This window comes from Methylomonas sp. BG-2 (genome assembly GCF_057766305.1).
This window is the reverse complement of the sequence record NZ_JBYMAP010000035.1, coordinates 1-25,373: the sequence shown is the minus strand read 5'-3', so window position 1 is coordinate 25,373 and position 25,373 is coordinate 1. Positions and strand designations below refer to the sequence as shown.

The window sequence follows — 25,373 nt, the reverse complement described above, 5'->3', positions numbered from 1 at the left end:
ATTCAGTTTTGGACGCTCGGCCGTTGGCATTTCGCCTACCCGAAAGGGTCAAGTACCAAGAGGATCGGAGCGAGGGCGGGAAAATCGGAGGGTAAGACAGCAATCAGGCTTCGCCAGCCAATTTGCGGACAATTTGCGGTCGGAAACAGAGTTGCAGCAATAGCAAATTTTGCGAGCGGTGAATCAGCCAGAAGCCGAGCAACAGCGTCGACAAGGCGATTTCCGGCAACCAGGCATCAATCAGCGCGGCCGGCAGCAGCCATTGCGCCAGCCCCAAACCGCCAAACATCAGCAACAAGGGGAGTAAATACAGTAACAGCGAAGTCAGCACCAAATGGCTGTCGTCGATCGCGACGACGACCCGATCTCCGGCTTGCAGGGCCAGTTCGGAATCGACGGCGAATTCACGCTTGGGTAATACTTTTGCCAGTGTCGCGGTTCCGCACGACTGCTTTTGCAGACAAGCTCCACAGGCACTGGTTTGCAGGCTTTTGATCCAAGGCCGCCCATCAAGGCCAACTCGGGTCACCACAGCCTGTTCTTCGATCATGAGCTATTATGCCCAGGCTGAAGAAATCGAATCCAGCCAAGCCGTCAGACGGCCTTCGCTCAATTCTTTCTGATTGTCTTCATCCAACGCCAGCCCAACGAACTGGTCACCCATCACTGCCTTGGATTTTTTAAACTCGTAGCCTTCGGTACTGGTGAAACCGACGATATTAGCGCCGGCATCGGCGAACGCATCGTACAAAAAGCCCAACGCATCGACGAAATGGCCCGGATAGCCTTCCTGATCACCCAAGCCGTAAAGGGCAACGGTTTTACCGCTGAAATCCGCGCCGGTCACGGTGGGCAGAAATTCTTCCCAGCTTTCGTTATCGTGGCCGGCGCTCATGCCCGGCAATTCGCCTTCGCCATAGGTTGGCGAGCCCAGGATTAACACGTCGTAAGCCAGCAGGTCGTCGACCGAGGCTTTGTTAATGTTGACCGGTTTGTCCGCGATATCGCCCAGTTTGCTGGAAATTTGCTTGGCGAATTTGCGGGTGTTGCCGGTATCGGTTCCAAAGAAAATGCCTACTTTTGCCATATGGTTTACTCCTTGTTGACGAAATTAGAGTTGGATTTGCAGCAGCCCCGGATTGGCGGCCGGTTGCTGCGCGGCGAGTTGCTCCGGCGTAAACGTCTTCAGCGTGACCGCGTGCAGACGGCCGGAAGCCAGCGGCTCGCTCAGAGTTTCCATGACACCTTGATGTTGCTTGATCATGGTCTGCCCGGCGAACAGTTCGCTGACGACGACGATACCCAAGTCGCAGCCCTGACCCTCGATTTCGATCTTGGCACCGGGATAGGCGCTCAAAATCAGGGCCTCGACTTCGGATTGGGTAATGGTTTGGCTGGCGGCGGCCGGATCGTCCGGCGTCACGGCGGCTTGCAGCAACGGTAACAGACTACCGTCGTTGTACATCGATTCGACGATGTCGGCGCCGCCGATCAGTTCGCCCTTGATGAATAATTGCGGAAAAGTCGGCCATTTCGAGACCGAAGGCAATCGCTCGCGAATGAACGGTGCTTGCATCACGTTGACGTAGGCAAAAGGCACCTTGGTTTCATTCAAGATACCGACCGCTTTCGCCGAAAAACCGCACTCGGGCGCGCTCGGCACGCCTTTCATATAAATGATCACCGGGTTTTCGGCCAATTGTTTCAAAATTTTTTCTTTGGTACTGACAGTGGACATAAACTAAGCCTGATTGAATTGGAAATAAGGGCGCCGGCCAAGCGGCCGGCGCCCTTGGCGGTTAGCCCGCCGACGAGCGTTGCAGATCGGGTTCGTCCGGGTTGTCGCGCTCGACCACCTGAATTTCCGCTTCGCCGCGGATGACTTCGGCGTTGACGATACACCGAGTGACGTTATCCTTGGACGGCAATTCGAACATGGTTTTACGCAAGACGTGTTCCATGATGCCGCGCAGACCGCGCGCGCCGGTATTGCGGGCGATGGCCTTTTCGGCGATTTCAACCAACGCGTCCTGAGTCAGTTCCAACTCGACATCGTCAAAGGCGAACAACTGCTGATATTGCTTGACCAGCGCGTTTTTCGGTTCGGTCAAGACCTGGATCAAGGCATCGACATCCAGCGGCTCCAGCGGCGCCAAGACCGGAAAGCGGCCAATGAATTCCGGAATCAAGCCAAAGCGTTTCAAGTCGTCCGGCTGGGTGGCGTTCAACATTGCTTCCAGGGTCGGCTTATCGTCCGGGTTGCTGACCTCGGCGTGGAAGCCGATCGCGGTTTTCGGCGGCTGAAGCCGTTTCTCGACGTGTTTTTCCAAGCCCGGAAAAGCGCCTCCGGCGATGAACAAAATGTTGCTGGTATCGACCATGACCGAATCGCTACCGCTATGGTCCTTGCGGCGGCCCTTGGTCGGCACCTTGACTTGCGAGCCCTCCACCAAACGCAGCAGCGCTTGCTGCACGCCTTCGCCGGACACATCGCGGGTGCCGAAAGCCTGCTCCGGACTGCGCGCGATCTTGTCCACTTCGTCGATGTAGACGATACCCCATTCGGCCTTGCTGATCTGGCCGTCGGCCACGTCCAGCAAGCGGACCAGAATGTTTTCGACATCGTCGCCGACGTAACCGGCCTGGGTCAGCGTGGTCGCATCAGCCACCGCGAACGGCACGCCGACAATTTTCGCCAGGGTGCTGGCCAGCAGCGTCTTGCCGGTGCCCGACGGACCTATCATCAAGATGTTGGACTTGCCGATTTCGACTTTCGGATCGGCATCGCCCAAACCGCCGGTTTTGCTGGTTTCGTGCTTTAAGCGTTTGTAGTGGTTATACACCGCGACCGACAGGATTTCCTTCGCCAAGTCCTGCCCGATCACGTATTGATCGAGCATTTTCTTCATTTCCTTGGGCTTGGGTAGCGGACCTTGCATGTCTGCCAACTCCTTCTTCTTGCCCCAACTGGACACGACCTGGCTGGCCAAGGTCACGCAAGCTTCGCAGATGTAACCTTCGGTGCCCGCGATCATCGGCACCGAGGCTGACGCTTCTATGCCGCAAAACGAACAATGCTTGGGTTCTTTTGTCATGTTAAACACCTCTCTTATTTGTCGGCAGGCTGGCCAACCAGGTGCGCTGGCAGTTTCTGCGATATCGATCCTGCATGATCTGCTGAATCCTTGGGGTTGCTTTCTTCAACGACAGCGTTTCCGCCGGGATGATTTTTAGACATTGGATCACGTGAAAGCCCATTTCGGTCTCGACAACATCGCTGATACCACCTTCTTTTAGCGCAAACAAGGCGGCGTCGAGTTCCGGATATAACACGCCGGCGGCCACGGTACCCAGTTCGCCGCCTTGCATCGCGGTCGGACATTCCGAATGCTTCAAGGCCAGATCGGGAAATTTGTGGGGTTTGCGCCGTAACGTTTCAATCACTTCCGTCATCCGTTCCAGGGCTTTTTCCCGAACATTTTCAGGGTAGTCCGGATTGATGCTAATCACGATATGCCGGGCCTTGCGTTGCTCCGGCTTGTGAAACTTTTCGGGGTGCGAGTGGTAGAAAATGCCGATCTCGACCTCATTGACCTTGGGTGCCCGCGCCGCGATGCGCTCGAGCACGGTGTTAACCCTGCATTGCCGGTGCAAGGCACTTCGCAACGCCTGTTCGTCCAAATGATTGGCCGCCAACGCCGCCAAAAAGCCGTCGTCGTCCTCGAAACGGCCGCGCACATCCTGATAAGCCCGCTCCAGTTCGATATCGGAAATGACAACCCCGGCCGCCTCGTCGGAATTCAACACCCGGCTCTCGATTTCGAATTCGTTGCGGGCCTGTATCTCGACTTGCTTCAACTGGGGCTGCTCCAGTTCGGCCGGCGCTTTCTTGAATAGGTTCAACGCCGCTCGCAGCAAAGTATAAGGCTCAATTTTGACGTCCGCCGTCTGGTTCATCGTTACTCCTCCGGTTCGCGGAACTTGCTTGGGTCGGCCGGTTCCAACACGCTCTCCGGCACTTGCAGGGTTCGGCCGGGAAAGCGCACGTGGTACTGCAAGGGTTCGGTGTCGCGCAGCACTTTCAAAATCTCGCCGTCGCTACCCTTGGCGGCGATGACGTTACCTTGCACACCCAGGTCTATCGTGCACTTGACCTTGTCGCGAAACTCAAAGCGACTGGGCTTCCAAACCGCGTCGGCCGAAATCAACTCTTCAGCCCGGCAACCGACCATCCGGCCGTGGGCCAGGAAATGCACGGTATAAATTACCTGGTCCTGCAAGAAAGTGCCGACCTCGATGACGTTGCCGACGCTACCCCGCCGTATCAACAAATCGCCGATCTCCATGCCGGGGTAGGTGCCATCGTTGCGCACATTACGGGTGACCCGAACGGCTTCACCGAATTCGAAGCGTTCTTCGTCGAAGCGTTCTTCTATCATGTTTTTATATCGCCAAGTGATACGAATACGGTTTGCGGCTCCATCATCTTGAAGACTTTGAAGACCTTCTCGGTTTGCGCGTCGGAACCAACAAAGTCGCCGTAAGCGCGTTGCAACAATTTTTTATAGATTTCCCGCATCGCATCCTCGTCTTCCGGCATGCTGTCCTTGGCTTGGCTCAGGTAGTCGTGGAAACGTTGCAAAATATGCAGGCGATTGACGTGAACCACGGTCGCGTCGTATTCCAGCCCGAAATACACCAGGAAGTCCTCGGCGGCTTCCATCTCTTCCATTTCTTCTTCGAAACTCATCAGAATTACCTCATCGATAACGGGAAATCGACACCCGGCAGCGCCGCGTTGGCGCCAGTCAGGTATACGACCAATAAAATCAATAACATCGCCGAGGTCTGCGCCAAAAACGGGTCGGACTTTCGTTTAATCACGGCATTCACCTTCAGGTTGAGTGAGCGAAACGGGCATCGCCCAGGGTTATTTACATCTATCGCGGCGGGCAATCCCTAGCCAAACACGTCCGGCAACCGGAAAATCCCTTCGGCTGCTTCCTGGCGCCGAATCACCAATTCCAACAAACCTTGCGCGCCTATCCGGTCCTTTTCGTCCAAGGCCACCAGCTTTTCGAATATGCCCCGGCTCAACTCGAGATTTTCCAGGCGCATGTTTAAAAATCCGATCGACTTCAATGTAAACAGATAGAAACGGACGCGGGTCAACAATTCCTTGGGCGCTCCGGTAACGTGGCTCCGCTCCAGCACCCGCCAGTCTTCCGGGAAATCGATGCCGGGCCGAATCAGCGCCAGTGCCCGCTCGGAAATGATCAAGGCTTCCGCCAAGCGGTGCTGGTAATAATAAAAGCGGTTCAACGATACCAAGACGTTCAACGATTCCGGCGCCCTCAGGAAGGCTTGCAACAGCGGCAACTCCGCGTCGCCGTTGGCGTAGCGCTCGGACGCGTATTTGATCAAGTCCTGCACTTCCTGGCTGTCTTCCTGCTCGTAATACAAATCCTGTGCGTCGAATTGCAACAAATCCATTATTTGCTACCCGCTATGGTCCGCAGTTTGACGGTCGCTTCTTCGCCGTGGCAAACCCCTTCCGCCTCGCAACTACCGCAGGTTTCCTCGGCCACCACGAAACGTTTCTGATTGTTTTCCAGCTCGTCCAAACGTTCGACCAGACAGCTGAGGGCTTTACCGACCGGATCGGGAACCAGATGGTGATCCAGATCGATACCGCGCGGGTCTTGAATCTTGACGCCTTTTTGCTGAATGATGCGGCCGGGAATCCCAATCACGGTACAGCAGGCCGGCACATCCTTGATGACCACCGAGTTGGCACCCACTCTGACGTTATTGCCCAGCGTGATCGCGCCGAGTATTTTGGCGCCGGCGCCGATCAGCACGTTGTCGCCTAGCGTCGGATGGCGTTTTTCCTTGTTCCAAGTGGTGCCGCCCAGGGTTACGCCGTGGTACATGGTCACATCGTTACCGATTTCGGCGGTCTCGCCGATGACGACGCAAGCGCCGTGATCGATGAAAAAGCGTTTGCCTATGGTCGCGCCGGGATGGATATCGACGTTGGTCAGCCAGCGGGCGAACGCGGCCAATAAGCGCGCCGTCAACTTCCAGTCGGCCAACCACAAACGGTGAGTAACCCGGTACAACAATACCGCGTGCACGCCGGGATAGGCCAACAAGACTTCCAGCCAGCCGCGGGCGGCGGGATCGCGGGCGAAAACGCAGGCCACGTCTTCCCGCCAGTCCCGCCATAAGCCGGGTGTGGCAGCGTTACGGGACGGCGAGAAGAACATCATTTTGCCAAGCTCCATGTGGTTTTACCCGGCATCGGCACGCCCGGCACCCTGAAAAAGGTCCCCGGATAACGGTCGTCCGGCGCTTCGTCCCGCGGCAGATTGCTAACCGGCGCTTCCACTTTGCCGTTGACCGGCACGGCTGATTTTTGACGCTTGCTACTCATCGGACACCTCGCTTATAGGCTATGTAAAAACAGATTCAGATCGGCCGATTGCGGCGCTCGCTTATGGTCGCTGACGAACTGCCGGATCATCGGCAGCAGACGGCCGGCCTGCCAGCGGTTGATTCGGATTCCCAGTTGTTGGTAGGCGTGAACGACGCCCTGGCTGCCGGAATGCTTGCCCAGCACCAATTGATGGCTGCGGCCGACCAAGGCCGGATCAACGCCCTGGTAGTTCGCCGGATCTTTCAATAGACCATCGACATGAATACCGGCTTCGTGACTGAACACGTCGCGACCGATCAGGCTTTTGCGACTGCCTATCGTGTCGCCGGACGCGGTCGCCACGCGATGAGACAGGGCCGGGAAATTGCGCAAATCGACGCCGGACTCGATACCGTACAGTTGTTTCAAACCGACGACGACTTCTTCCAACGCGGCGTTACCGGCACGCTCGCCCAAGCCGTTGACGGTGGTATTCACGTGAGTCGCTCCAGCCAGCGCGGCGGCCAAGGTGTTGGCGGTAGCCAAGCCCAAATCGTCGTGGGCATGCATTTCGATGTCCATGTCGGTAACGGCCCGCAGCTTACGAATCGCGTCGTGAACGCCGAACGGTTCCATCACGCCGACAGTATCCGCGAAACGGATTCGGCAGGCGCCGGCGGCTTGCGCCACTTCGGCCATTTGCGCCAGGAAATCGCTATCGGCGCGGGAAGCATCCTCGGCACCGACGCAAACTCGCATGCCGGCATCGAGCGCCGCCTTGACGCAACGGTCTATCGTTGCCAACACCCATGCGCGGCTTTGTTTGAGTTTGTGTTGGATATGCTGGTCTGAAGCCGAAATCGACAAATCGACGGTATCGACGCCCAAGCCCAAACAATGCTGCAAATCTTCCTGCCGCATCCGTGACCATACCAACAAATGGCTGGGCAAACCCAAACCGGCAATCGCTTTGATCTCGTCCCGCTCTTGCTGACCCATCGCCGGGATGCCGATTTCCAACTCGGGTACGCCCAATTCGGCCAGTTGTTTGGCAATGCTCAACTTTTCGTCCAGCGAGAACACGACGCCGGCGGACTGTTCGCCGTCGCGGAGCGTGGTATCGTCGATCACGATGGAACGGGCGGGAAATGTCATGCTGGAACCTCGATACAAATCAGCAACAATTCGGTGATTTGGGCTTAACTGCACCCTTGCTAGGCTTAAAGCAAAACACTTGCCAAGTGCGTAAATCCAGAGATTTGGCGGACTGACCGGGTCAGTTGGCGTAACACCGACATGACAAGCCGGCCAGCGGCAAGAAATTTGTCGCAAACCCTACAAACACCCCGCGACCACTTTCGGCGAACCCTCTACACTGCCCACGGAACAGGCAAATGCCCTACAATCTCCGTCTTTCCGGCCGAGAGGCCGACACACTCCGCCACCTCGACTCCGCATCGCCCATGACTCACCAACCCCGCAAACGTTTCGGCCAGAATTTCTTGCACGATTCCGCGATCATCAACAATATCCTGGCGCACGCCCACCCGACGGCCGGCGAACACTGGGTCGAGATCGGCCCCGGCTTGGGCGCGTTGACCAAACCCCTGCTGGACAGCGGTATTCGGCTTGATGTCGTCGAACTGGACCGCGATCTGGTCGCGCGCCTACAAAAACAATACGCCGGTCGCGCCGAACTGACGATACACAGTGCCGACGCGCTGAATTTCGATTTCGCCGCGCTAGCCCAACCCGGCGAGAAACTGCGCATAATCGGCAATCTGCCCTACAACATCTCGACGCCGTTGATGTTCCATTTGTTGGAAGTCGCCAATCGCATCGAAGACATGCATTTCATGCTGCAAAAGGAAGTCGTCGAGCGAATTTGCGCGGAACCGGGCGGCAAGCAATACGGCCGCCTCAGTGTGATGATGCAGTATTTTTGCGAAACCGAATGGCTGTTCGACGTACCGCCGGAAAGTTTCGATCCGGCCCCCAAGGTGATGTCGGCCATCGTCCGATTGGCGCCGCATGCGTTCGCCCCGGTCGAAGTCGCGAATTTCCGGCATTTCGCGCAACTGGTCGGCCAAGCCTTTACGCAGCGTCGCAAAACCATCCGCAACTCGCTGAAAGGTTTGGTCGGCTCCGAATTGTTCGAGCAACTGGGCATCGACGCCAATTTGCGCGCCGAGTCGATCTCGCTGGCCGAGTTTGCGCAACTGGCCAACCATGCCGATTTCCAAGCAGAAAATCCTTGACAAGTTTTTAACGGCAAGCTCAATCAATTGCGATAAAATGCCGGGTTTTTTAACGGCGGGCTGGCGCCGCGCCGAAACCGTCAACCCATTCCATCTTTTCCCAGGCAAGACCCGCCTGTTTCACGCTCCGGAGTCATAGCTATGCGTATCATCCTGTTAGGTAGTCCAGGTTCAGGTAAAGGCACCCAGGCCCAGTTCATCACCGAGAAATATGCCATTCCGCAAATCTCGACCGGTGACATGCTGCGCGCCGCGGTCCGCGAAGGTACGCCGCTGGGCCTGGAAGCCAAAAAGGTAATGGACGCCGGCGGCCTGGTCTCCGACGACATCATTTTGGGCCTGATCAAGGAACGCATCGCCCAAGCCGACTGCGCCAACGGCTTTCTGCTGGACGGTTTCCCGCGCACCATCGCTCAAGCCGAAGGGTTGGCGAACATGGGCGTCGAGTTGGATTACGTGGTCGAAATCGCCGTCGATGACGACGAAATCATCCAACGCATGAGCGGCCGGCGAGTGCATCCGGCCTCCGGCCGCAGTTACCACGTCGTGTTCAATCCGCCGAAAGCCGAAGGCATCGACGACGTCACCGGCGAGCCGCTGATCCAACGCGACGACGACCGCGAAGACACCGTGCGCAAGCGCCTGAGCGTCTACCACGAACAAACCAAGCCGCTGGTCGGTTTTTATTCGGCGCCGGGACAATCCGCCAAATTCGCGTCGATTGCCGGCGTCGGTTCGGTGCAAGACATCACCGACAAATTGTTCGCCGCATTGGCGTAAGCCACGCGTGGCGTACCTTGCGCCTTGACCTCGGTACGCCCGCCGCATTCGGCGCCGTTGCGTACCCTACCCAGATATAGAGAAGCTTCAATGGCAGGTAAAACCTTATACGACAAACTCTGGGACGATCACGTCGTCCACACCGAAGACGACGGTTCGTGCTTGATTTACATCGACCGGCAGTTGTTGCACGAAGTGACTTCGCCGCAGGCCTTCGACGGCCTGCGCATGGCCGGCCGCAAGCCTTGGCGCATCGCCCGCAATCTGGCGGTCGCGGACCACAACGTGCCGACCAGCGACCGCCACCAAGGCATCGCCGATCCGGTATCGCGCTTGCAGGTCGAAACCCTGGACAGAAACTGCGCCGAATTCGGCATCACCGAATTCGACATGAACGACCCGCGTCAAGGCATCGTCCACGTGATCGGCCCGGAACAGGGCGCGACGCTACCCGGCATGACCGTGGTCTGCGGCGACTCGCACACCTCGACCCACGGCGCCTCGGCGGCGTTGGCCTTCGGCATCGGCACCTCCGAGGTCGAACACGCGTTGGCGACTCAGTGCCTGGTGCAAAAGAAAGCCAAGAACATGCTGATAAAGGTCAACGGTCAGGCAGGCCCCGGCGTTACCGCCAAAGACATCGTGTTGGCGATTATCGGTCGGATCGGCACCGCCGGCGGCACCGGTTACACGATAGAATTCGGCGGCGAGGCGATCCGCGCGCTGAGCATGGAAGGCCGGATGACAGTCTGCAACATGGCGATCGAAGCCGGTGCCCGCGCCGGCTTGGTCGCGGTTGACGAGGTCACTATCGACTATTACCAAGGTCGCCCCTACTCGCCCCAAGGCGACGACTGGCACATGGCGGTGCGCTACTGGCAAAACCTGCATTCCGACGCCGACGCCCAGTTCGACAAAGTCGTCGAATTGAGCGCCGCCGACATCAAACCCCAAGTGACCTGGGGCACCTCGCCGGAAATGGTGGTGGCGGTGGATGCCGCCGTGCCCGATCCGGCCGCCGAGACCGATCCGGTCAAGCGCGAAGGCATGCTGCGCGCCCTGCAATACATGGGCTTGCAAGCCAATCAAAAGATTACCGACATCCGGGTCGATCGCGTGTTCATCGGCTCCTGCACCAACTCGCGCATCGAAGACCTGCGCGCCGCCGCCGCGGTGATCAACGGCCGCCGCAAGGCCGATTCGGTCAAGCAAGTGCTGATCGTGCCCGGCTCGGGCTTGGTCAAACAGCAAGCCGAAGCCGAGGGCCTGGACAAACTCTTCACCGCCGCCGGCTTCGAATGGCGCGAACCGGGCTGCTCGATGTGTCTGGCGATGAATGCTGACCGCCTGGAAGCCGGCGAACACTGCGCCTCGACCTCGAACCGCAACTTCGAGGGCAGGCAGGGCTACGGCGGGCGCACCCACTTGGTCAGCCCGGCGATGGCCGCGGCGGCGGCCATCGCCGGCCATTTCGTCAACATCGCGGAGGAACGCTAATCATGCAGGCCTTTACCACTTTGACCGCCTTGGTCGCGCCGCTGGACCGAGCCAACGTCGATACCGACGCGATCATTCCCAAGCAATTTTTGAAATCGATCCGCCGCGCCGGCTTTGGCCCCTACTTGTTCGACGAATGGCGCTATCTGGATCGCGGCGAACCGGAGATGGATTGCAGCCGGCGGCCGCTGAATCCGGATTTCGTATTGAATCAGCCCCAATACCAAGGCGCGCGAATTCTGCTGACCCGCGAGAATTTCGGTTGCGGCTCGTCGCGCGAACACGCACCGTGGGCCTTGGAAGACTACGGGTTCCGGGCCATTCTCGCGCCCAGCTTTGCCGACATATTCTTCAACAATTGCTTCAAGAACGGCGTTCTGCCCATCGTGTTGCTGGCCGAAACGGTCGATCGCTTGTTCCGGGAAATCACGGATGGCTACCAATTAACCATCGACCTGCATAACCAAACCATCGCAACGCCCGCCGGCGCGACGATCCCGTTCAGTGTCGACGAAAATCGCCGTTTCCGCTTGTTGAACGGCTTGGACGATATCGGCTTGACCTTGCAGCACGCCGACAAAATCAAGGCTTACGAGATCGAACGCGCCAAACGCGCCCCGTGGCTATTTCAGAACGCTTCAGTTTAGATAGGTAGATAGATGACTAAAAAAATCGCAGTATTGCCCGGCGACGGCATAGGCCCGGAAATCGTCACGGAAGCCTTGAAAGTATTGAACTTTCTGAACGCAGACATGGGCTTGGGCTTGAGTTTTGAAAACGCCCTGGTTGGCGGCGCGGCCTACGACGCCTTCGGCACGCCGCTGCCTCAGCAAACCCTGAACCTGTGCAAAAACGCCGACGCGGTGCTGCTCGGCGCGGTTGGCGGACCGAAATGGGAGCCGCTGGCCCACGCGGTGCGGCCGGAACGTGGACTGCTCGGCATTCGCTCGGAACTGAATCTGTTCTCGAACCTGCGTCCGGCGATCCTGTATCCGCAACTGGTCGATGCCTCGACCTTGAAACCGGAGGTGGTGTCCGGCCTGGACATCATGATCGTCCGCGAATTGACCGGCGGCATCTACTTCGGCCAGCCGCGCGGGGTGCATGTTGCCGAAAACGGCGAAAAGGTCGGCATCAACACCAAAATCTACAGCGAATCGGAAATCCGCCGCATCGCCCATTCCGCGTTCAAAATCGCCCAAAAACGTCACAAAAAACTATGTTCGGTGGATAAGGCCAACGTGTTGGAAGTCACCGAGCTGTGGCGCAACGTGATGACCGAAGTCGGCAAGGACTATCCGGACGTGGCGCTAAGCCATATGTACGTCGATAACGCCGCGATGCAATTGGTGCGCGCGCCGAAGCAGTTCGACGTGTTGGTGACCACCAATATGTTCGGCGACATTCTGTCCGACATCGCCGCGATGCTGACCGGCTCGATCGGCATGCTGCCGTCGGCCTCGTTGGACGCCAACGCCAAGGGCATGTACGAACCGATTCACGGCTCGGCACCGGACATCGCCGGCCAGGGCATCGCCAATCCATTGGCGACAATATTGTCGGTGGCGATGATGCTGCGCTACACCTTCAACCGTGGCGATGCCGCCGAGCGCATCGAGCAAGCGGTCAACGCCGCCTTGGACAGCGGCGCCCGCACCGCCGACATTTACTCGGAAGGCACGACCAAGGTCAGCACCTCGGGGATGGGCGACGCCGTCCTCAACGCGTTGAAAGGAGTTTAAGAGCATGGCAAAAACCTATGATGTTGCCGTCGTTGGCGCCACCGGAGCGGTCGGCGAGACGATGATCGAAATCCTGGAGCAGCGCAATTTTCCGGTTGGGAAGGTTTACGCACTGGCCAGCGAGCGCTCGGCCGGCAAGCGCATTCCGTTCAAGGGCGGCTCGCTGGTCGTCGAGGATCTGGCCACCTTCGATTTTTCCAAAGTCCAAATCGGGCTGTTCTCGCCGGGTGCCTCGGTGTCGGCGGAATACGCGCCGAAAGCCGCCGCCGCCGGCTGCGTGGTCATCGACAACACCTCGCAATTTCGCTACGACGACGATATTCCGTTAGTGGTACCCGAGGTCAATCCGGAAAAAGTCGCCGAGTATAAAAATCGCGGCATCATCGCCAATCCGAACTGTTCGACGATACAAATGCTGGTGGCCTTGAAGCCGATCCACGACGCGGTCGGCATCGCCCGTATCAACGTCGCGACTTACCAGGCCGTGTCCGGCACCGGCAAGGAAGCGATCGAGGAACTGGCGACCCAAACCGCGAACCTGCTGAACGCCAAGCCGATCGAGCCCAAGGTCTACCCCAAGCAGATTGCCTTCAACGTGTTGCCGCAAATCGACGTGTTCATGGACAACGGCTATACCAAGGAAGAAATGAAAATGGTCTGGGAGACCCGCAAAATCATCGGCGACGACAGCATTCAGGTCAATCCGACCGCGGTGCGGGTGCCGGTATTCTTCGGCCATTCCGAAGCGGTGCACATCGAGACCAAGCAAAAGATCAGCGTCGAGCAAGTTCGCGAGCTGCTGAGCAAGGCGCCGGGCGTAACCTTGTTGGACGAGCGGGCGGACGGCGGCTATCCGACCGCAGTGACCGAGTCGGCCGGCAACGACGATGTCTTCGTCGGCCGGATCCGCGAAGACATTTCCCACCCGACGGGAATCAACCTATGGGTGGTCGGCGACAATGTCCGGAAAGGTGCCGCGCTTAACAGTGTGCAGATCGCCGAGGTTCTGGTAAAAAGTTACATCTAGGCTAACCTTAGCCCATGTCTAACCTGCGATTCCGCCAGTACCGAGGTATAAACCAGTGAAGGAAAGCAATGTGCGCCATTTTACTAAGACTTTAGCGGTTGTTTCCCTGCTGGCTCCCGTCAGCGGTCAATCGCTGGGCATTGGCGACATACAATTGCATTCCTCGCTGAACCAAAATCTGAACGCGCAAATCCGCCTCAGCGTCGCCGAGGGAGAGAACCCTAGCGACGTCTCGGTCAAACTGGCGCCGCCGGAGAAATTCGATCAGGCCGGTGTCCCTTGGAATTACTTCCTGTCCAAGCTCCGCTTGGAACCGGTGGTACAGGCCGACGGCGCCATCCTGGTCAAAGTCACGACCCGCGAAGTCGTCACCGAACCCTTTCTGGATTTCTTGCTCGAAGTCACTTGGCCGCAAGGCAGTATGACGCGCGAGTTCACCTTATTGATCGATCCGCCTACCAGCTACAACCAACCCGTTCTTCCGGCGGCCGATGCCCCAACCTTCAGTGCCGAACCGCTGGAGCCCGTGCAACGACCGGTGCGTAGCGCGCCGCGAAAAGCGATCCGCAATGCCGCGCCCCCCGAACCGGCCCAACCAATCGCCACCGACGGCGAATTCGGCCCGGTGCAGCGTTCCGATACCTTATGGAGTATCGCCACGCAGTTGAGCGAAGAACGCGGGGTTTCGGCGCAACAAATGCTCAATGCTTTATATAAGGCGAATCCCGGCGCATTCAACGGCAATATCAATTCACTGAAGGAAGGCGCGGTTCTGAAAATTCCGGCGACCGACGGCATGGCGCAAGCGCAAGCTAAACCGCCGCGCGCCGATACCGCCAAACCCATCGCCCGCAAGCCGGCCGAAACCTCAACCGCCAAACCGCTGGAACTGGTAGCGCCGGCCGAAGCGAAGATTCCGGAGCACGCGGTGGTCGGGGGTCAGGCCAAGACCGCCGAAAAATCCGCGCAAGCGGGCGCGGGCGGCGCGTCGGATCAAACCGGCGACGGCAAGGCGTTGGAACTGCAGGCCCGAATCGAAAAGTTGGAGCAACAGCTGGGCATGATGCAACAGTTGTTGGCACTGAAAGACCAACAGCTAGCCACGCTGCAAAACAACAAACCGGCCCAAGCCCCCGCGGATTCCGTCGCTCCACCGCAACCCACGCCGGCACCTGCCCAACAGCCGCCAGCGCCGCCGGTTCAGCCACCGGCCTCTGCTTCGGAACCACCGCCTGCACCCGCCGCGACCACGCCGCCGCCGGTTAGCGAGGCCGCCCAACCGGCCCCGGCCCAAGCCGAACCCGCCAAGCCGCGCAAGCGTCCACCACCGCCCGTGGTAGTACCGCCACCCGTCGAGGAACCGAGTTTCTTCGATTCGGATTGGTATTACTGGGGCGTCGGCGGCCTGGGCACCGGCATGCTGGGTTTGCTCGGCTGGCTGCTGTGGCGTAAGCGGAAAATCGACGAACGCACCAACACCGAAAGCATGTTCGCATCGGCCAGCCAAATCCGGATGCCCGACACCGAGAGCAGCCTGTCGGTGCCGGTCATGGACATCAGCAGCACCGACGATTACGACGTCGGTACCGTCGGCGAAAGCTCGTTTATCAGCGATTTCACGCCGAGCGATTTCGACGCGTTCGATACCGATCAAAATGAAATCGATCCGATCTCGGAAGCGGATGTCTACCTCGCTTACGGCCGCTACCAACAAGCCGAAGAGTTGATGCGCACCGCGATCAGCGAACAACCGCATCGCGATGAATGTAAGTTGAAGCTGTTGGAAATTTTTTACGCCAGCGAGAACAGAAGCGGATTCTCGCAATTTGTCGAGGAGCTCGCCGCGGCCGGCAAAACCGCCGACAAAGCCTTCTGGAACAAGGTCAGCGACATGGCGATGGAAATCGCACCCGACCTTCCGCTATTCGGCGGAAACGGCGCCGCGGCACCCGCTCCGGTCGAAACCGTCAAACCGGCGCCTCCCGCTGCCACCACGCAAAGCGCAGAGTCCGAGTTTTCACTGGACGACGATTTCGCCGAATTGGATCTGGACCTCAACGCCAGCTTAAGCGACGGCCTGGATTTCGACTTAACCGATCTGGCCTCCGCATCGTCCTCAACTAACGATGATCTGGAAAGCCTGGATTTCGAAATCGGCGGCACTCAATCACCAGCTCGCAAGTCAGACGCCAGTGTCGCTTCGGCGCCCGACTCGTTGGATTTCGATCTGGCCACCTTTGCCGCTGAGGACAAAACCGTTACCGAAGCGGCCACGCCAGCGCCCAGCAACGCCGAGCCAGAAATCGAAAGCGTCGAATTCGATTTGGCCCTTCCTGAAAAGCCCGCCGAGTCCCTTCTGGCCGAACCGGCCAGCGCAGACGACGAGCTGGAAAGTTTCGACTTTAACTTCGATGTCGAGCAAGCGGCCGCGCCGAAAGAATCCCTCAAAACACCGGAACCCCCGATAGCCAGCGCGGAGCTGGAACTGGAATCGTTCGATTTTTCGGGATTGGAAATACCCGCGGACCAAGCCGCCGAGCCGAAGCAGACGGCAAGCTCCACGGTGCCGGACAGCTTCGATTTCGACTTCGAACTGGATTTTTCCGAACCCGCGAAGCCAAAAGCCAACGACGCGCCGCCAACCATCGAGACATTGGAATTGGATAGCTTCGATTTTTCCGGTTTTGAGGATAGCGCTAAACCTAGCAGCACCAGCGAAGCGCCCGGTTTGACGAGCAGCGACGACGAATTCGATTTCAATTTCGACTTCGACGCGCCGATCGTACCGACCAGCGCGGACGGCACACCGGATCTAGGCGTTGCCGACCTGACCGATATGGACGAGTACGAAACCAAGATCGATCTGGCCAAGGCCTATATCGACATGGGCGATACCGAAACCGCGAAATCCATTGCCACCGATGTCCTCGAAAAAGGCTCCAAGCAACAGCAACGGGCCGCGCAAGCCTTGCTGGACGAACTCAAATAACGGAACGGCTTCATTCCTCTGTCACGCCTTGCATGACGGCGGCCTTGTTCGCCGTTAGCCATTCCATTCTGACTTGAAACGCCCGGAAACTGGTCGCGACCGAGCGCGAGTCATGTTTGATGGCCGCTTCCAACGCTTCGACCAGCGCCCGACAATCGGAAAACTCGAAAAAGCAAAACGTGCCGTGCAAATTATGCACGATCTTCCAGGCCTCATCGTCGCGACCTTGCTGCAGGGCATCGCCGATGCCAGCCACTTGATTGGGCAATTCGGCGAAAAACTGTTCCAGTAAATTAAACGTCAGCCGCCGGTTGTCGCCGGTTTTACGCAGCAGACAACTGCCGTATTCGCCGGGCCGCTCGGGCTCCAGCCATCGGTCCAGGACTTGCCGCAACTGGCCCAGCCGGATGGGTTTTACCAAATAATCGTCAAACCCCGCAGCCGTCGCGGCCTGATGTTGGTCTTCGCCGGCATGGGCGGTCACCGCTACGGCCGGAACCCCGCGCCAAATTAAGTCACTCGCGCGCAGTTTGCCGATCAGCGCCAAGCCGTCGAGTCCCGGCATATTTACATCCAGGAACACGATACGGAATTCGGTCTGTCGTAGCGCCTGCCAGGCTTGCAAGCCGTCGCCGGCTTCGCGGATATTGTCCGTCCAATTTTCCAGTTGTTCGCGCAACAACCAGCGATTCAAGTCGTTGTCGTCGGCAACCAATACCGAGAAATTTTCCACCACCACTGCCACCCTTATTCATCGCGCCGACGCAGGCAAGCCCAGCAGCCGGCAATAAAAAACCCCGGCTTCCTGCGAAGACCGGGGTTAGTTTAGCGTAAGCTAAACGGACGATTACATCATGCCGCCCATGCCGCCCATGCCGCCCATGTCAGGCATTGCAGGGGCTTTGTTGTCGGTCGGCGCGTCGGCGATCATCACTTCGGTGGTGATCATCAAACCGGCGACCGATGCCGCGTTTTGCAACGCGGAGCGGGTAACTTTCGCGGGGTCCAAGATACCCATCGCGATCATGTCGCCGTATTCGCCGGTCGCGGCGTTGTAACCGAAGTTACCGCTGCCTTTTTTGACTTCGTTCAACACCACTGACGCTTCGTCGCCGGCGTTGGTGACGATTTGGCGCAGAGGCTCTTCCATCGCGCGGCGCAGGATGCTAATACCGACATCTTGGTCGTGGTTGATACCTTTCAGGCCGTCCAGCGCGGACAAAGCACGGATCAACGCGGTACCGCCACCGGCAACCACACCTTCTTCAACCGCGGCGCGGGTCGAGTGCAGCGCATCTTCGACGCGGGCTTTCTTCTCTTTCATTTCCACTTCGGTCGCGGCGCCGACTTTGATCACGGCAACGCCGCCGGCCAGTTTGGCCAGACGTTCTTGCAGTTTTTCGCGGTCGTAATCGGAAGTCGCTTCGTCGGCTTGGGCGCGGATTTGCGCGACACGGCCTTTGATTTGGCTTTCGTCGCCGGCACCGTCGATGATGGTGGTGTTCTCTTTATTGATTTGGACGCGTTTCGCGGTACCCAATTGGCTGATGTCGGCTTTTTCCAGAGACAGACCCACTTCTTCGGAAATCACGACGCCGCCGGTCAGCACCGCGATGTCTTCCAGCATGGCTTTACGACGATCGCCAAAGCCTGGGGCTTTAACCGCCGCGACTTTCACGATACCGCGCATGTTGTTGACCACCAGAGTCGCCAGCGCTTCGCCTTCGACATCTTCGGCGATGATCAGCAAGGAACGGCCGGATTTGGCCACGCCTTCCAGGATCGGCAACATTTCACGGATGTTGGAGATTTTTTTGTCGTACAACAAAACGAAAGGGTCGTCCAATTCGACGCTCATACTTTCTTGTTTGTTGATGAAGTAAGGCGACAAATAACCGCGATCGAATTGCATACCTTCGACGACGTCCAATTCGTTGTTCAGGCCGGTGCCTTCTTCGACGGTGATGACGCCTTCCTTACCGACTTTTTCCATCGCTTCGGCGATGATCGCGCCGACTGACTCGTCGGAGTTCGCGGAAATGGTACCGACTTGAGCGATGGCTTTGCTGTCGCTGCAAGGAATCGCCGCTTTCTCGATTGAAGCAACGGCGGCGGTTACCGCGCTGTCGATACCACGTTTCAGGTCCATCGGATTCATGCCGGCGGCAACCGATTTCAAGCCTTCGTTAACGATGGCTTGAGCCAGAACGGTCGCAGTCGTGGTACCGTCGCCGGCTACGTCGGAAGTTTTGGACGCGACTTCTTTCACCATTTGCGCGCCCATGTTTTCGAATTTGTCTTTTAATTCGATTTCTTTGGCTACCGATACGCCGTCTTTAGTGATGGTCGGCGCGCCGAAACTTTTGTCCAGAACCGCGTTGCGGCCTTTAGGGCCCAGGGTCACTTTTACCGCATTGGCCAGAATATTGACACCCGCGACCATCAATGCACGAGCATCGCCACCAAATTTTACGTCTTTTGCTGCCATTTCTTAGTTCCTAAAAATGAGTTTGAAATCAATGTGGTGTTAGGCAAACCGGGATTAACCCAGGATACCCATGATGTCTTCTTCGCGCATGACAATGTATTGTTCGCCATCGACTTTCACTTCAGTGCCGGAGTATTTGCCGAACAGCACTTTGTCACCGACTTTAACCGCCATTGGGCGCACTTGACCGTTATCCAGCGGCTTGCCCGCGCCTACCGCCAACACTTCACCCTCGCTCGGTTTTTCTGCCGCGGAACCGGGCAGCACGATGCCGCCGGCGGTTTTGGTTTCTTCTTCCACGCGTTTAACGACTACACGGTCATGTAACGGACGAATGTTCATCAAAGTCTCCTGAATATGGATAAAGTTATAGTTACAAGCTTAAGAAACGTTTTAAAACTCAGCCCCGGCGATCCGACGGACCGGCTTTTAAACCGCATCAGAGTTATTAGCACTCTCTAGCGACGAGTGCTAATAATATCCGGCTTTTGCACTCTGTCAAGCTCTTTGGCATCATCTGCGCCTTGCCGACCCGCCTCACAAGATATGAACGACGAACAATTACTCCGCTACAGCCGTCAGATCATGCTGCCGCAGATCGACATCGCCGGCCAACAAAAACTGTTGGCCGCCTCGGTGCTGATCGTCGGTGCCGGCGGCCTCGGCTCGCCGGCCGCGATGTATCTGGCCGCGGCCGGCGTCGGCAAACTGGTGGTTTATGACGACGACCAAGTGGACTTGAGCAATTTGCAACGCCAGATCGCTCACGACACCGGCGATATAGGGTTGGATAAAGTGATTTCAACCCAGGCGACGTTGAATAGAATCAATCCGGGGGTGTTAGTTGTGGCCCACAAGGCCAAACTGGCGGGTGACGCGCTGGCGCGCGAGGTGGCCGAAGCCGACTTGGTACTGGATTGCAGCGACAACTTTCCGACCCGATTCGCAATCAACCATGCCTGCGTAGCGGCCGGCAAACCGCTGGTGTCCGGCGCGGCCATCCGTTTCGAAGGCCAGATCAGCGTTTTTTCGCCGGGCCGTGACGACAGTCCGTGTTATAACTGTCTGTACCAAAACGACGGCGAGGAATTGCAAAACTGCGCCAGAAACGGCGTGATTGCCCCCATCACCGGCATCATCGGCAGCATGCAGGCACTGGAAGCGATCAAGCTGTTGGCTGGCTGCGGCAAGCCGTTGACCGGCCGCTTATTGCTGTTAGACGGCTTAACGATGGAATGGCATAGCATGCGCCTGAAGCGTAACCCCGCTTGCCCGACCTGCGGCTCCGTTTCAAACCGCTAGCCGCAAAAAAGCCGGGTTGCCCCGGCTTTTTCGACGCTCCTTAAACTTATTTGCCGATTTTGTGCCTGATCATTTCGATGGTCCTGGCGACGGTATTCAATAAAGCCGATTCGCTATCGCCGTGCGGCTCGATGTCGCCGAAGGGCTCGCCGTTTTTCATTGTATACATGTAAATAAAGTACCCTAGCGGCGCGAATGCGAACACGGCAATGATCAGCATCACCACCATCAGCTCGATGACTCCACCCATAACTACCTCCAATTGTTTTGTTTTTATTTTTCTAAAATAAGGCCTTAGGCCTCGATTCGGACTATAACCCTATAATTACCGAGGAACAAGCGCAAATTTTAGCCGCCCTCAAGGAAGCCGATGCCCATCAGAAAACGATCCACCAAGGCCGGTTCACCCTCCGCCGAAAAAACCGTTTGGCACGCCGTCGCCGAAGATCAACTGCTCCGCGAATTGCGCGTCGACATCGGCCAGGGCCTATCGGCACCGGAAGCCGAACGACGCCTTGCCGGTTACGGCACTAACCGATTAACCCCCCGCCGAGGCAAGGGGCCGGTCCGGCTATTTTTATCGCAATTTCACCAACCCCTGGTTTACATCCTGCTGCTGTCCGGCGCCGTCACCGCGTTCCTGGAAGAATGGGTGGACAGCAGCGTCATCTTCGGCGTGGTTCTAGTCAACGCGCTGATCGGCTTCGTTCAGGAGTTCAACGCCGTCCGCGCCATCGACGCGCTGGCACGGGCGTTAAGCGTCGGCGCCACGGTGTTGCGCGACGGCCAACGCCGCGCCGTCGCCGCGCCGGAATTGGTACCCGGCGACATCGTCGTGCTCCAATCCGGCGATAAAGTGCCGGCCGACCTGCGCTTGCTGCGCATCCGCGATCTGCAAATCGACGAATCGGCCTTGACCGGCGAGTCGGTGCCGGTCGAGAAGCGCCCGGCGATGCTGGCCGTCGAAACCCTACTCGCCGACCGCGCCAACATGGCCTATTCGTCAACGCTGGTCACCTTCGGCAGCGGTGTCGGCGTCGTCGTCGAAACCGGCGACCGCACCGAAATCGGCCGAATCAACCGGATGATTGCCGGCGCCACCGAGCTGGACACGCCGCTCACCCAAAAAATGAGCGAATTCAGCCAGTGGCTGTTGTGGGTCATCGTCGGCTGCGCGGTGCTGACCTTCGCGGTCGGCGTCTGGCGTGGCGAATCGATGCTGCAAATGTTCATGGCCTCGGTCGCGCTGGCGGTCGGCGCGATACCGGAAGGCTTGCCGGCCGCGATTACGATCACGCTGGCCATCGGCGTGTCGCGAATGGCCAAGCGCAACGCCATCGTCCGCAAATTGCCGGCCGTCGAAACTCTGGGCGGCACCACGGTTATCTGTTCGGACAAAACCGGCACGCTGACCCAAAACCAGATGACGGTACAAGCGATATACGTCGGCGGCGACTATTTTCAAGTCGGCGGCTCCGGCTACACCCCGGACGGCGAATTTCGCCACAACGGCCAAACGATAGACTACCAAAACTACCCGACGCTATTGGAATGCCTGAAGGCCGGCTTGCTATGCAACGACGCCCGCCTGATCGCCGAATCCAACCACTGGCGCATTGAAGGCGACCCCACCGAAGGCGCGCTGCTGGTGGCCGCCCACAAGGCCGGACTGCACCATGCCGCCGTCGCCGCAGCCCATCCCCGCCTGGATGCGATCCCGTTCGAATCGCAACACCAATTCATGGCAACGCTAAACCATGATCCGGCAACCGACCGCCGGCGGATCTATGTGAAGGGTGCGCTGGAAAGCGTGTTGGCCCGCTGCGACAGCGCGTTCGACGCTCAAATGCAGCCGGTCGCGCTCAACCCTGAGCGACTGATCCGCCAACTGGAACAGATGGCCGAACAGGGCCTAAGAGTGTTGGCCTTCGCCCGCCGCGACCATCGCGACGACGCGCTGGCTCACGCCGAAGTCGCCGGCGGCCTGACCCTGATCGGCCTGCAAGCGATGATGGACCCGCCCCGGCCGGAAGCCGTGGCCTCGATTGCCGCCTGTTACCGGGCCGGCATCGCCGTCAAAATGATTACCGGCGACCACCCGGCCACCGCGCTGGCGATCGCCAAGCAACTCGGCATGCGCCAGGCCGAGCGGGTAATCAGCGGCAGCGAACTGCAGCGCATCGACCAAGCCAGCTATCCTTCAGCATTGGCGGCCTGTTCGGTTTACGCCCGCATCGCCCCGGAACAAAAATTGGCGCTGGTCGAGGCGTTACAATCGGCGGGCCACATCGTGGCGATGACCGGCGACGGGGTCAACGACGCCCCGGCGCTACGCCAAGCCAACATCGGCGTGGCAATGGGCATGGGCGGCACCGAAGTCGCCAAGGAAGCGGCGGCGATGATTCTGACCGACGACCACTTCGCCACCATCGAAGCGGCGATCGAGGAAGGCCGCGGCGTGTTCGACAATCTGGTTAAATTCATCGCCTGGACCCTGCCGACCAATCTCGGCGAAGGCTTGGTGATTACCGCCGCCGTGTTCGCCAACGTCGCGCTGCCGATCACGCCGGTACAAATTTTGTGGATCAACATGACCACGGCGGTGCTGCTGGGCCTGATGCTGGCCTTCGAACCCAAGGAACCCGGCCTGATGCGGCGCAAACCGCGCAGCCCCGACCAGCCGATACTGACCAAGCATCTGGCGTTCCGGATTTGTCTGGTCGGCGTGCTGTTGCTGGCCGGCGCGTTCGGGCTGTTCGAGTGGGAACTCCGCCAAGGCGAAACGCTCGCCAAGGCCCGCACCGTCGCGGTCAACGTCTTCGTATTCGGCGAATTGTTTTATTTGTTCAACTGCCGCTCGTTACGCTATTCGATGTTCAAGGTCGGCGTGTTTTCCAACCCTTGGGTAATCTTCGGCGTGTTGAGCATGATAGGGCTGCAACTGCTGTTCACCTATTGGCCGACCATGCAGGCCTTGTTCGGCAGCGCGCCGATCGGCCGCGAGGAATGGTGGTTAATCCTCGCAGTCGGCTGGGTGATTTATGCGATGGTGGGTCTCGAAAAATTAATCTGGCGCCGATTCAATCCCGGCTGAACCGGCGGCCGATAGCGCCGCCAGCAAGGTTTCCAGGCCGCGTAGCGCGGCTCGCCGAGCGGCCTCGTCGCCGGGACGATGGGGGTCGGCCTGAGCCCGGATGATCGCGCCGTCCACCGCAATCGCCGCCGCCTCGGCCAGACCAGCGCGCGCAGGGCTAGCCGGCAGCAAACGGGCAATCACCCGCTCCATATCCCGCTTATGGTCTCGGCAGACCGCCACCACCTCCGGCAGCGCTCCGCCCAATTCGGCGACGCTATTGATAAACGCGCAACCGCGAAACACCGGGTTGTCAAACCACTCCGCCATCGCCAAGCTCACCGGCGCCAGACCGCCACCCTCTCTACCGCCGTGGCGGGCCAGCGCGTCCTCGAACCACGCCATCCAGCGCTGGTGGCGGTAGTCCAAAAACGCCAGGATCAAATCGTTTTTGCTGGCGAACTGCCGATAGAACGTCACCTTGGTCACTCCGGATTCGGCAATCAATTTGTCGATGCCGGTGGCGCGGATGCCGTCGCGGTAAAACAAATCGTGCGCGGTCAGCAGAATGCGCTCGCGCGGCGGTTTGTCGGCTATCGATGGACTTTTGTCATTCATGCCGGCGATTGTAGCGCGGATTACCGCGCCGGCGTTTCGACTAAGCGGGTTTGCCGGCGCCAAATGGGATAGACGGCCTTTCATCGCTTTGCGCCGGCCATGAAGCAGACCAATGCGGTCTTCCGCCGTCGTTAGACTGCCGTAGCTGCGCGTGGCACCGCTAAGCAAGGTTGAGCAAGCGACGGTTTAACGCACATAATTTGACGTTCGCCAGGATACCGACCGCTCCGCCGGCCGCCAACTAACGGTTCCGAACCGACAAGCAGTAGACAACTCCGTCTACCACCTGCTACCATCCTTCAGTAGACAACATTGTCTACACTGACATTTCTCCCTTCCCTGGAGCTGATTATGGAAACCAAACCACCCTTGCCGCCCTTCACCGCCGAGTCCGCCGCGCAAAAAGTGCGAATGGCGGAAGATGCCTGGAACAGCCGCGATCCGGACCGGGTCGTGCAGGTCTATACCGAAGATAGCCGCTGGCGCAACCGCGCCGAGTTTCCGGTGGGCCGGCAACAGATCAAGGAATTTTTACAACGCAAATGGGCCAGGGAGCTGGATTACCGGCTGATCAAGGAGTTGTGGGCCTATACCGACAACCGCATCGCGGTGCGCTTTGCCTACGAATGGCACGACGATGCCGGCCACTGGTTCCGCAGTTACGGCAACGAAAATTGGGAGTTCAACGAGTTTGGCTTGATGCAGCGGCGCTTCGCCAGCATCAACGATTTGCCGATCGAGGACAACGAGCGCTTGTTTCATTGGCCTTTGGGCCGACGCCCGGACGATCATGCCGGTTTGACCGAATTGAGTCTGTGAGCGCCGAGAAACTTCACCGGAATTAAACAGGGGCGAATAAATTCGCCCCCTAGGCACTCGCCCATCCGTGTCAAGTTACCATCACCAAGCGACAAACTTCGGTTTGGCCCGGCGATCTTTCGCAATTTATCGCTCTTTGGAACTTACGCCTCATGCCCCCGCATGGCCGGCTCTGCTTTGTATCGTGAAATAGCCTGGGCAAGCCCGACGTCAACCGCCAGACTATTGCGACTTGCCATCAAGGCTTAACTCATAACAACTCTCTACGATTTATCGCTCCCACCCTGCTGGATAGCGGGGCATCGCCAACCTGTAGTCTTCACTTCACTGACTCGCTGTTTCCCAAAGTTTTCAGGGTACGC

At 58.5% G+C, this 25,373-nt stretch carries 27 protein-coding genes; 10 read left to right on the top strand and 17 right to left on the bottom strand.

The window, feature by feature from the left end; translation table 11 throughout:
* Nucleotides 1-103 precede the first annotated feature (103 nt).
* From AC3B8H_RS05330 to nifV, 12 genes are all read right to left on the bottom strand, one after another.
* Entirely contained in the window at nt 104-550 is a 447-nt protein-coding gene (locus tag AC3B8H_RS05330) for a SoxR reducing system RseC family protein (protein ID WP_488440584.1), read from the bottom strand.
* 6 nt (nt 551-556) lie between these two features.
* The gene (locus tag AC3B8H_RS05325) at nt 557-1,087 is read right to left on the bottom strand and encodes a flavodoxin (protein ID WP_488440583.1); all 531 of its coding nucleotides are present in this window, start codon (nt 1,085-1,087) and stop codon (nt 557-559) included.
* A gap of 24 nt (nt 1,088-1,111) precedes the next feature.
* Nucleotides 1,112-1,738, bottom strand: coding sequence for a Grx4 family monothiol glutaredoxin (gene grxD / locus AC3B8H_RS05320; RefSeq protein ID WP_488440582.1), 627 nt, complete (start codon nt 1,736-1,738; stop codon nt 1,112-1,114).
* A gap of 61 nt (nt 1,739-1,799) precedes the next feature.
* Entirely contained in the window at nt 1,800-3,095 is a 1,296-nt protein-coding gene (gene clpX / locus AC3B8H_RS05315) for an ATP-dependent Clp protease ATP-binding subunit ClpX (protein ID WP_488440581.1), read from the bottom strand.
* 1 nt (nt 3,096) lies between these two features.
* A complete protein-coding gene (nifM, locus tag AC3B8H_RS05310; RefSeq protein WP_488440580.1) occupies nt 3,097-3,957 on the bottom strand; it encodes a nitrogen fixation protein NifM in 861 nt (286 codons plus the stop codon).
* 2 nt (nt 3,958-3,959) lie between these two features.
* Nucleotides 3,960-4,439, bottom strand: coding sequence for a nitrogen fixation protein NifZ (locus AC3B8H_RS05305; protein ID WP_488440579.1), 480 nt, complete (start codon nt 4,437-4,439; stop codon nt 3,960-3,962).
* On the bottom strand, nt 4,436-4,750 hold the full coding sequence (gene nifW, locus AC3B8H_RS05300; protein ID WP_488440578.1) for a nitrogenase-stabilizing/protective protein NifW: 315 nt from the start codon (nt 4,748-4,750) through the stop codon (nt 4,436-4,438). The genes AC3B8H_RS05305 and nifW overlap by 4 nt, the downstream gene beginning before the upstream one ends.
* Before the next feature lie 5 nt (nt 4,751-4,755).
* A complete protein-coding gene (locus AC3B8H_RS05295; protein ID WP_488440577.1) occupies nt 4,756-4,884 on the bottom strand; it encodes a hypothetical protein in 129 nt (42 codons plus the stop codon).
* Nucleotides 4,885-4,959: 75 nt separating this feature from the next.
* The gene (locus AC3B8H_RS05290) at nt 4,960-5,493 is read right to left on the bottom strand and encodes a hypothetical protein (protein ID WP_488440576.1); all 534 of its coding nucleotides are present in this window, start codon (nt 5,491-5,493) and stop codon (nt 4,960-4,962) included.
* A complete protein-coding gene (gene cysE / locus AC3B8H_RS05285; RefSeq protein ID WP_488440575.1) occupies nt 5,493-6,287 on the bottom strand; it encodes a serine O-acetyltransferase in 795 nt (264 codons plus the stop codon). The genes AC3B8H_RS05290 and cysE overlap by 1 nt, the downstream gene beginning before the upstream one ends.
* Nucleotides 6,269-6,436, bottom strand: coding sequence for a hypothetical protein (locus AC3B8H_RS05280; RefSeq protein WP_175463626.1), 168 nt, complete (start codon nt 6,434-6,436; stop codon nt 6,269-6,271). The genes cysE and AC3B8H_RS05280 overlap by 19 nt, the downstream gene beginning before the upstream one ends.
* 12 nt (nt 6,437-6,448) lie before the next feature.
* Nucleotides 6,449-7,573: a homocitrate synthase gene (gene nifV / locus AC3B8H_RS05275; RefSeq protein WP_488440574.1), complete on the bottom strand. Its 1,125-nt coding sequence runs from the start codon at nt 7,571-7,573 to the stop codon at nt 6,449-6,451.
* Nucleotides 7,574-7,881: 308 nt separating this feature from the next.
* Here nifV and rsmA point away from each other — a divergent pair, with 308 nt between their 5' ends.
* From rsmA to AC3B8H_RS05240, 7 genes are all read left to right on the top strand, one after another.
* Entirely contained in the window at nt 7,882-8,676 is a 795-nt protein-coding gene (gene rsmA, locus AC3B8H_RS05270; protein WP_488440573.1) for a 16S rRNA (adenine(1518)-N(6)/adenine(1519)-N(6))-dimethyltransferase RsmA, read from the top strand.
* A gap of 141 nt (nt 8,677-8,817) precedes the next feature.
* Nucleotides 8,818-9,456, top strand: coding sequence for an adenylate kinase (gene adk / locus AC3B8H_RS05265; protein ID WP_488440572.1), 639 nt, complete (start codon nt 8,818-8,820; stop codon nt 9,454-9,456).
* A 90-nt stretch (nt 9,457-9,546) separates the two neighbouring features.
* Complete coding sequence (gene leuC / locus AC3B8H_RS05260) at nt 9,547-10,953, top strand: 3-isopropylmalate dehydratase large subunit (protein WP_488440571.1); 1,407 nt, start codon at nt 9,547-9,549, stop codon at nt 10,951-10,953.
* Between the two features lie 2 nt (nt 10,954-10,955).
* Nucleotides 10,956-11,600 (top strand): 3-isopropylmalate dehydratase small subunit, encoded by a 645-nt coding sequence (gene leuD, locus AC3B8H_RS05255; protein WP_488440570.1) that lies wholly within the window; start codon nt 10,956-10,958, stop codon nt 11,598-11,600.
* Nucleotides 11,601-11,612: 12 nt separating this feature from the next.
* A complete protein-coding gene (leuB, locus tag AC3B8H_RS05250; protein ID WP_488440569.1) occupies nt 11,613-12,695 on the top strand; it encodes a 3-isopropylmalate dehydrogenase in 1,083 nt (360 codons plus the stop codon).
* Between the two features lie 4 nt (nt 12,696-12,699).
* Nucleotides 12,700-13,722: an aspartate-semialdehyde dehydrogenase gene (locus tag AC3B8H_RS05245; RefSeq protein WP_488440568.1), complete on the top strand. Its 1,023-nt coding sequence runs from the start codon at nt 12,700-12,702 to the stop codon at nt 13,720-13,722.
* A 70-nt stretch (nt 13,723-13,792) separates the two neighbouring features.
* Nucleotides 13,793-16,711 (top strand): motility hub landmark protein FimV, encoded by a 2,919-nt coding sequence (locus AC3B8H_RS05240; protein WP_488440567.1) that lies wholly within the window; start codon nt 13,793-13,795, stop codon nt 16,709-16,711.
* Between the two features lie 10 nt (nt 16,712-16,721).
* Here AC3B8H_RS05240 and AC3B8H_RS05235 read toward each other — a convergent pair whose 3' ends face one another.
* From AC3B8H_RS05235 to groES, 3 genes are all read right to left on the bottom strand, one after another.
* Complete coding sequence (locus AC3B8H_RS05235) at nt 16,722-17,447, bottom strand: Hpt domain-containing response regulator (protein ID WP_488440566.1); 726 nt, start codon at nt 17,445-17,447, stop codon at nt 16,722-16,724.
* Between the two features lie 111 nt (nt 17,448-17,558).
* Nucleotides 17,559-19,199, bottom strand: coding sequence for a chaperonin GroEL (gene groL, locus AC3B8H_RS05230; RefSeq protein ID WP_488440565.1), 1,641 nt, complete (start codon nt 19,197-19,199; stop codon nt 17,559-17,561).
* 54 nt (nt 19,200-19,253) lie between these two features.
* Entirely contained in the window at nt 19,254-19,541 is a 288-nt protein-coding gene (groES, locus tag AC3B8H_RS05225; protein WP_064023967.1) for a co-chaperone GroES, read from the bottom strand.
* 204 nt (nt 19,542-19,745) lie between these two features.
* Here groES and AC3B8H_RS05220 point away from each other — a divergent pair, with 204 nt between their 5' ends.
* Nucleotides 19,746-20,501, top strand: coding sequence for a HesA/MoeB/ThiF family protein (locus AC3B8H_RS05220; RefSeq protein ID WP_488440564.1), 756 nt, complete (start codon nt 19,746-19,748; stop codon nt 20,499-20,501).
* A 46-nt stretch (nt 20,502-20,547) separates the two neighbouring features.
* Here AC3B8H_RS05220 and AC3B8H_RS05215 read toward each other — a convergent pair whose 3' ends face one another.
* A complete protein-coding gene (locus AC3B8H_RS05215; RefSeq protein WP_488440563.1) occupies nt 20,548-20,751 on the bottom strand; it encodes a hypothetical protein in 204 nt (67 codons plus the stop codon).
* 120 nt (nt 20,752-20,871) lie between these two features.
* Between AC3B8H_RS05215 and AC3B8H_RS05210 the strand changes: the two genes are divergently transcribed.
* Complete coding sequence (locus tag AC3B8H_RS05210) at nt 20,872-23,595, top strand: cation-transporting P-type ATPase (protein WP_488440562.1); 2,724 nt, start codon at nt 20,872-20,874, stop codon at nt 23,593-23,595.
* Here the strand turns inward: AC3B8H_RS05210 and AC3B8H_RS05205 are convergent.
* A complete protein-coding gene (locus AC3B8H_RS05205; protein ID WP_488440561.1) occupies nt 23,566-24,192 on the bottom strand; it encodes a TetR/AcrR family transcriptional regulator in 627 nt (208 codons plus the stop codon). The two genes, AC3B8H_RS05210 and AC3B8H_RS05205, sit on opposite strands and share 30 nt — an antisense overlap.
* A 351-nt stretch (nt 24,193-24,543) precedes the next feature.
* On the opposite strand from AC3B8H_RS05205, the gene AC3B8H_RS05200 reads away from it, so the two are divergent.
* Nucleotides 24,544-25,011 (top strand): nuclear transport factor 2 family protein, encoded by a 468-nt coding sequence (locus AC3B8H_RS05200; RefSeq protein WP_488440560.1) that lies wholly within the window; start codon nt 24,544-24,546, stop codon nt 25,009-25,011.
* Nucleotides 25,012-25,373: the final 362 nt, after the last annotated feature.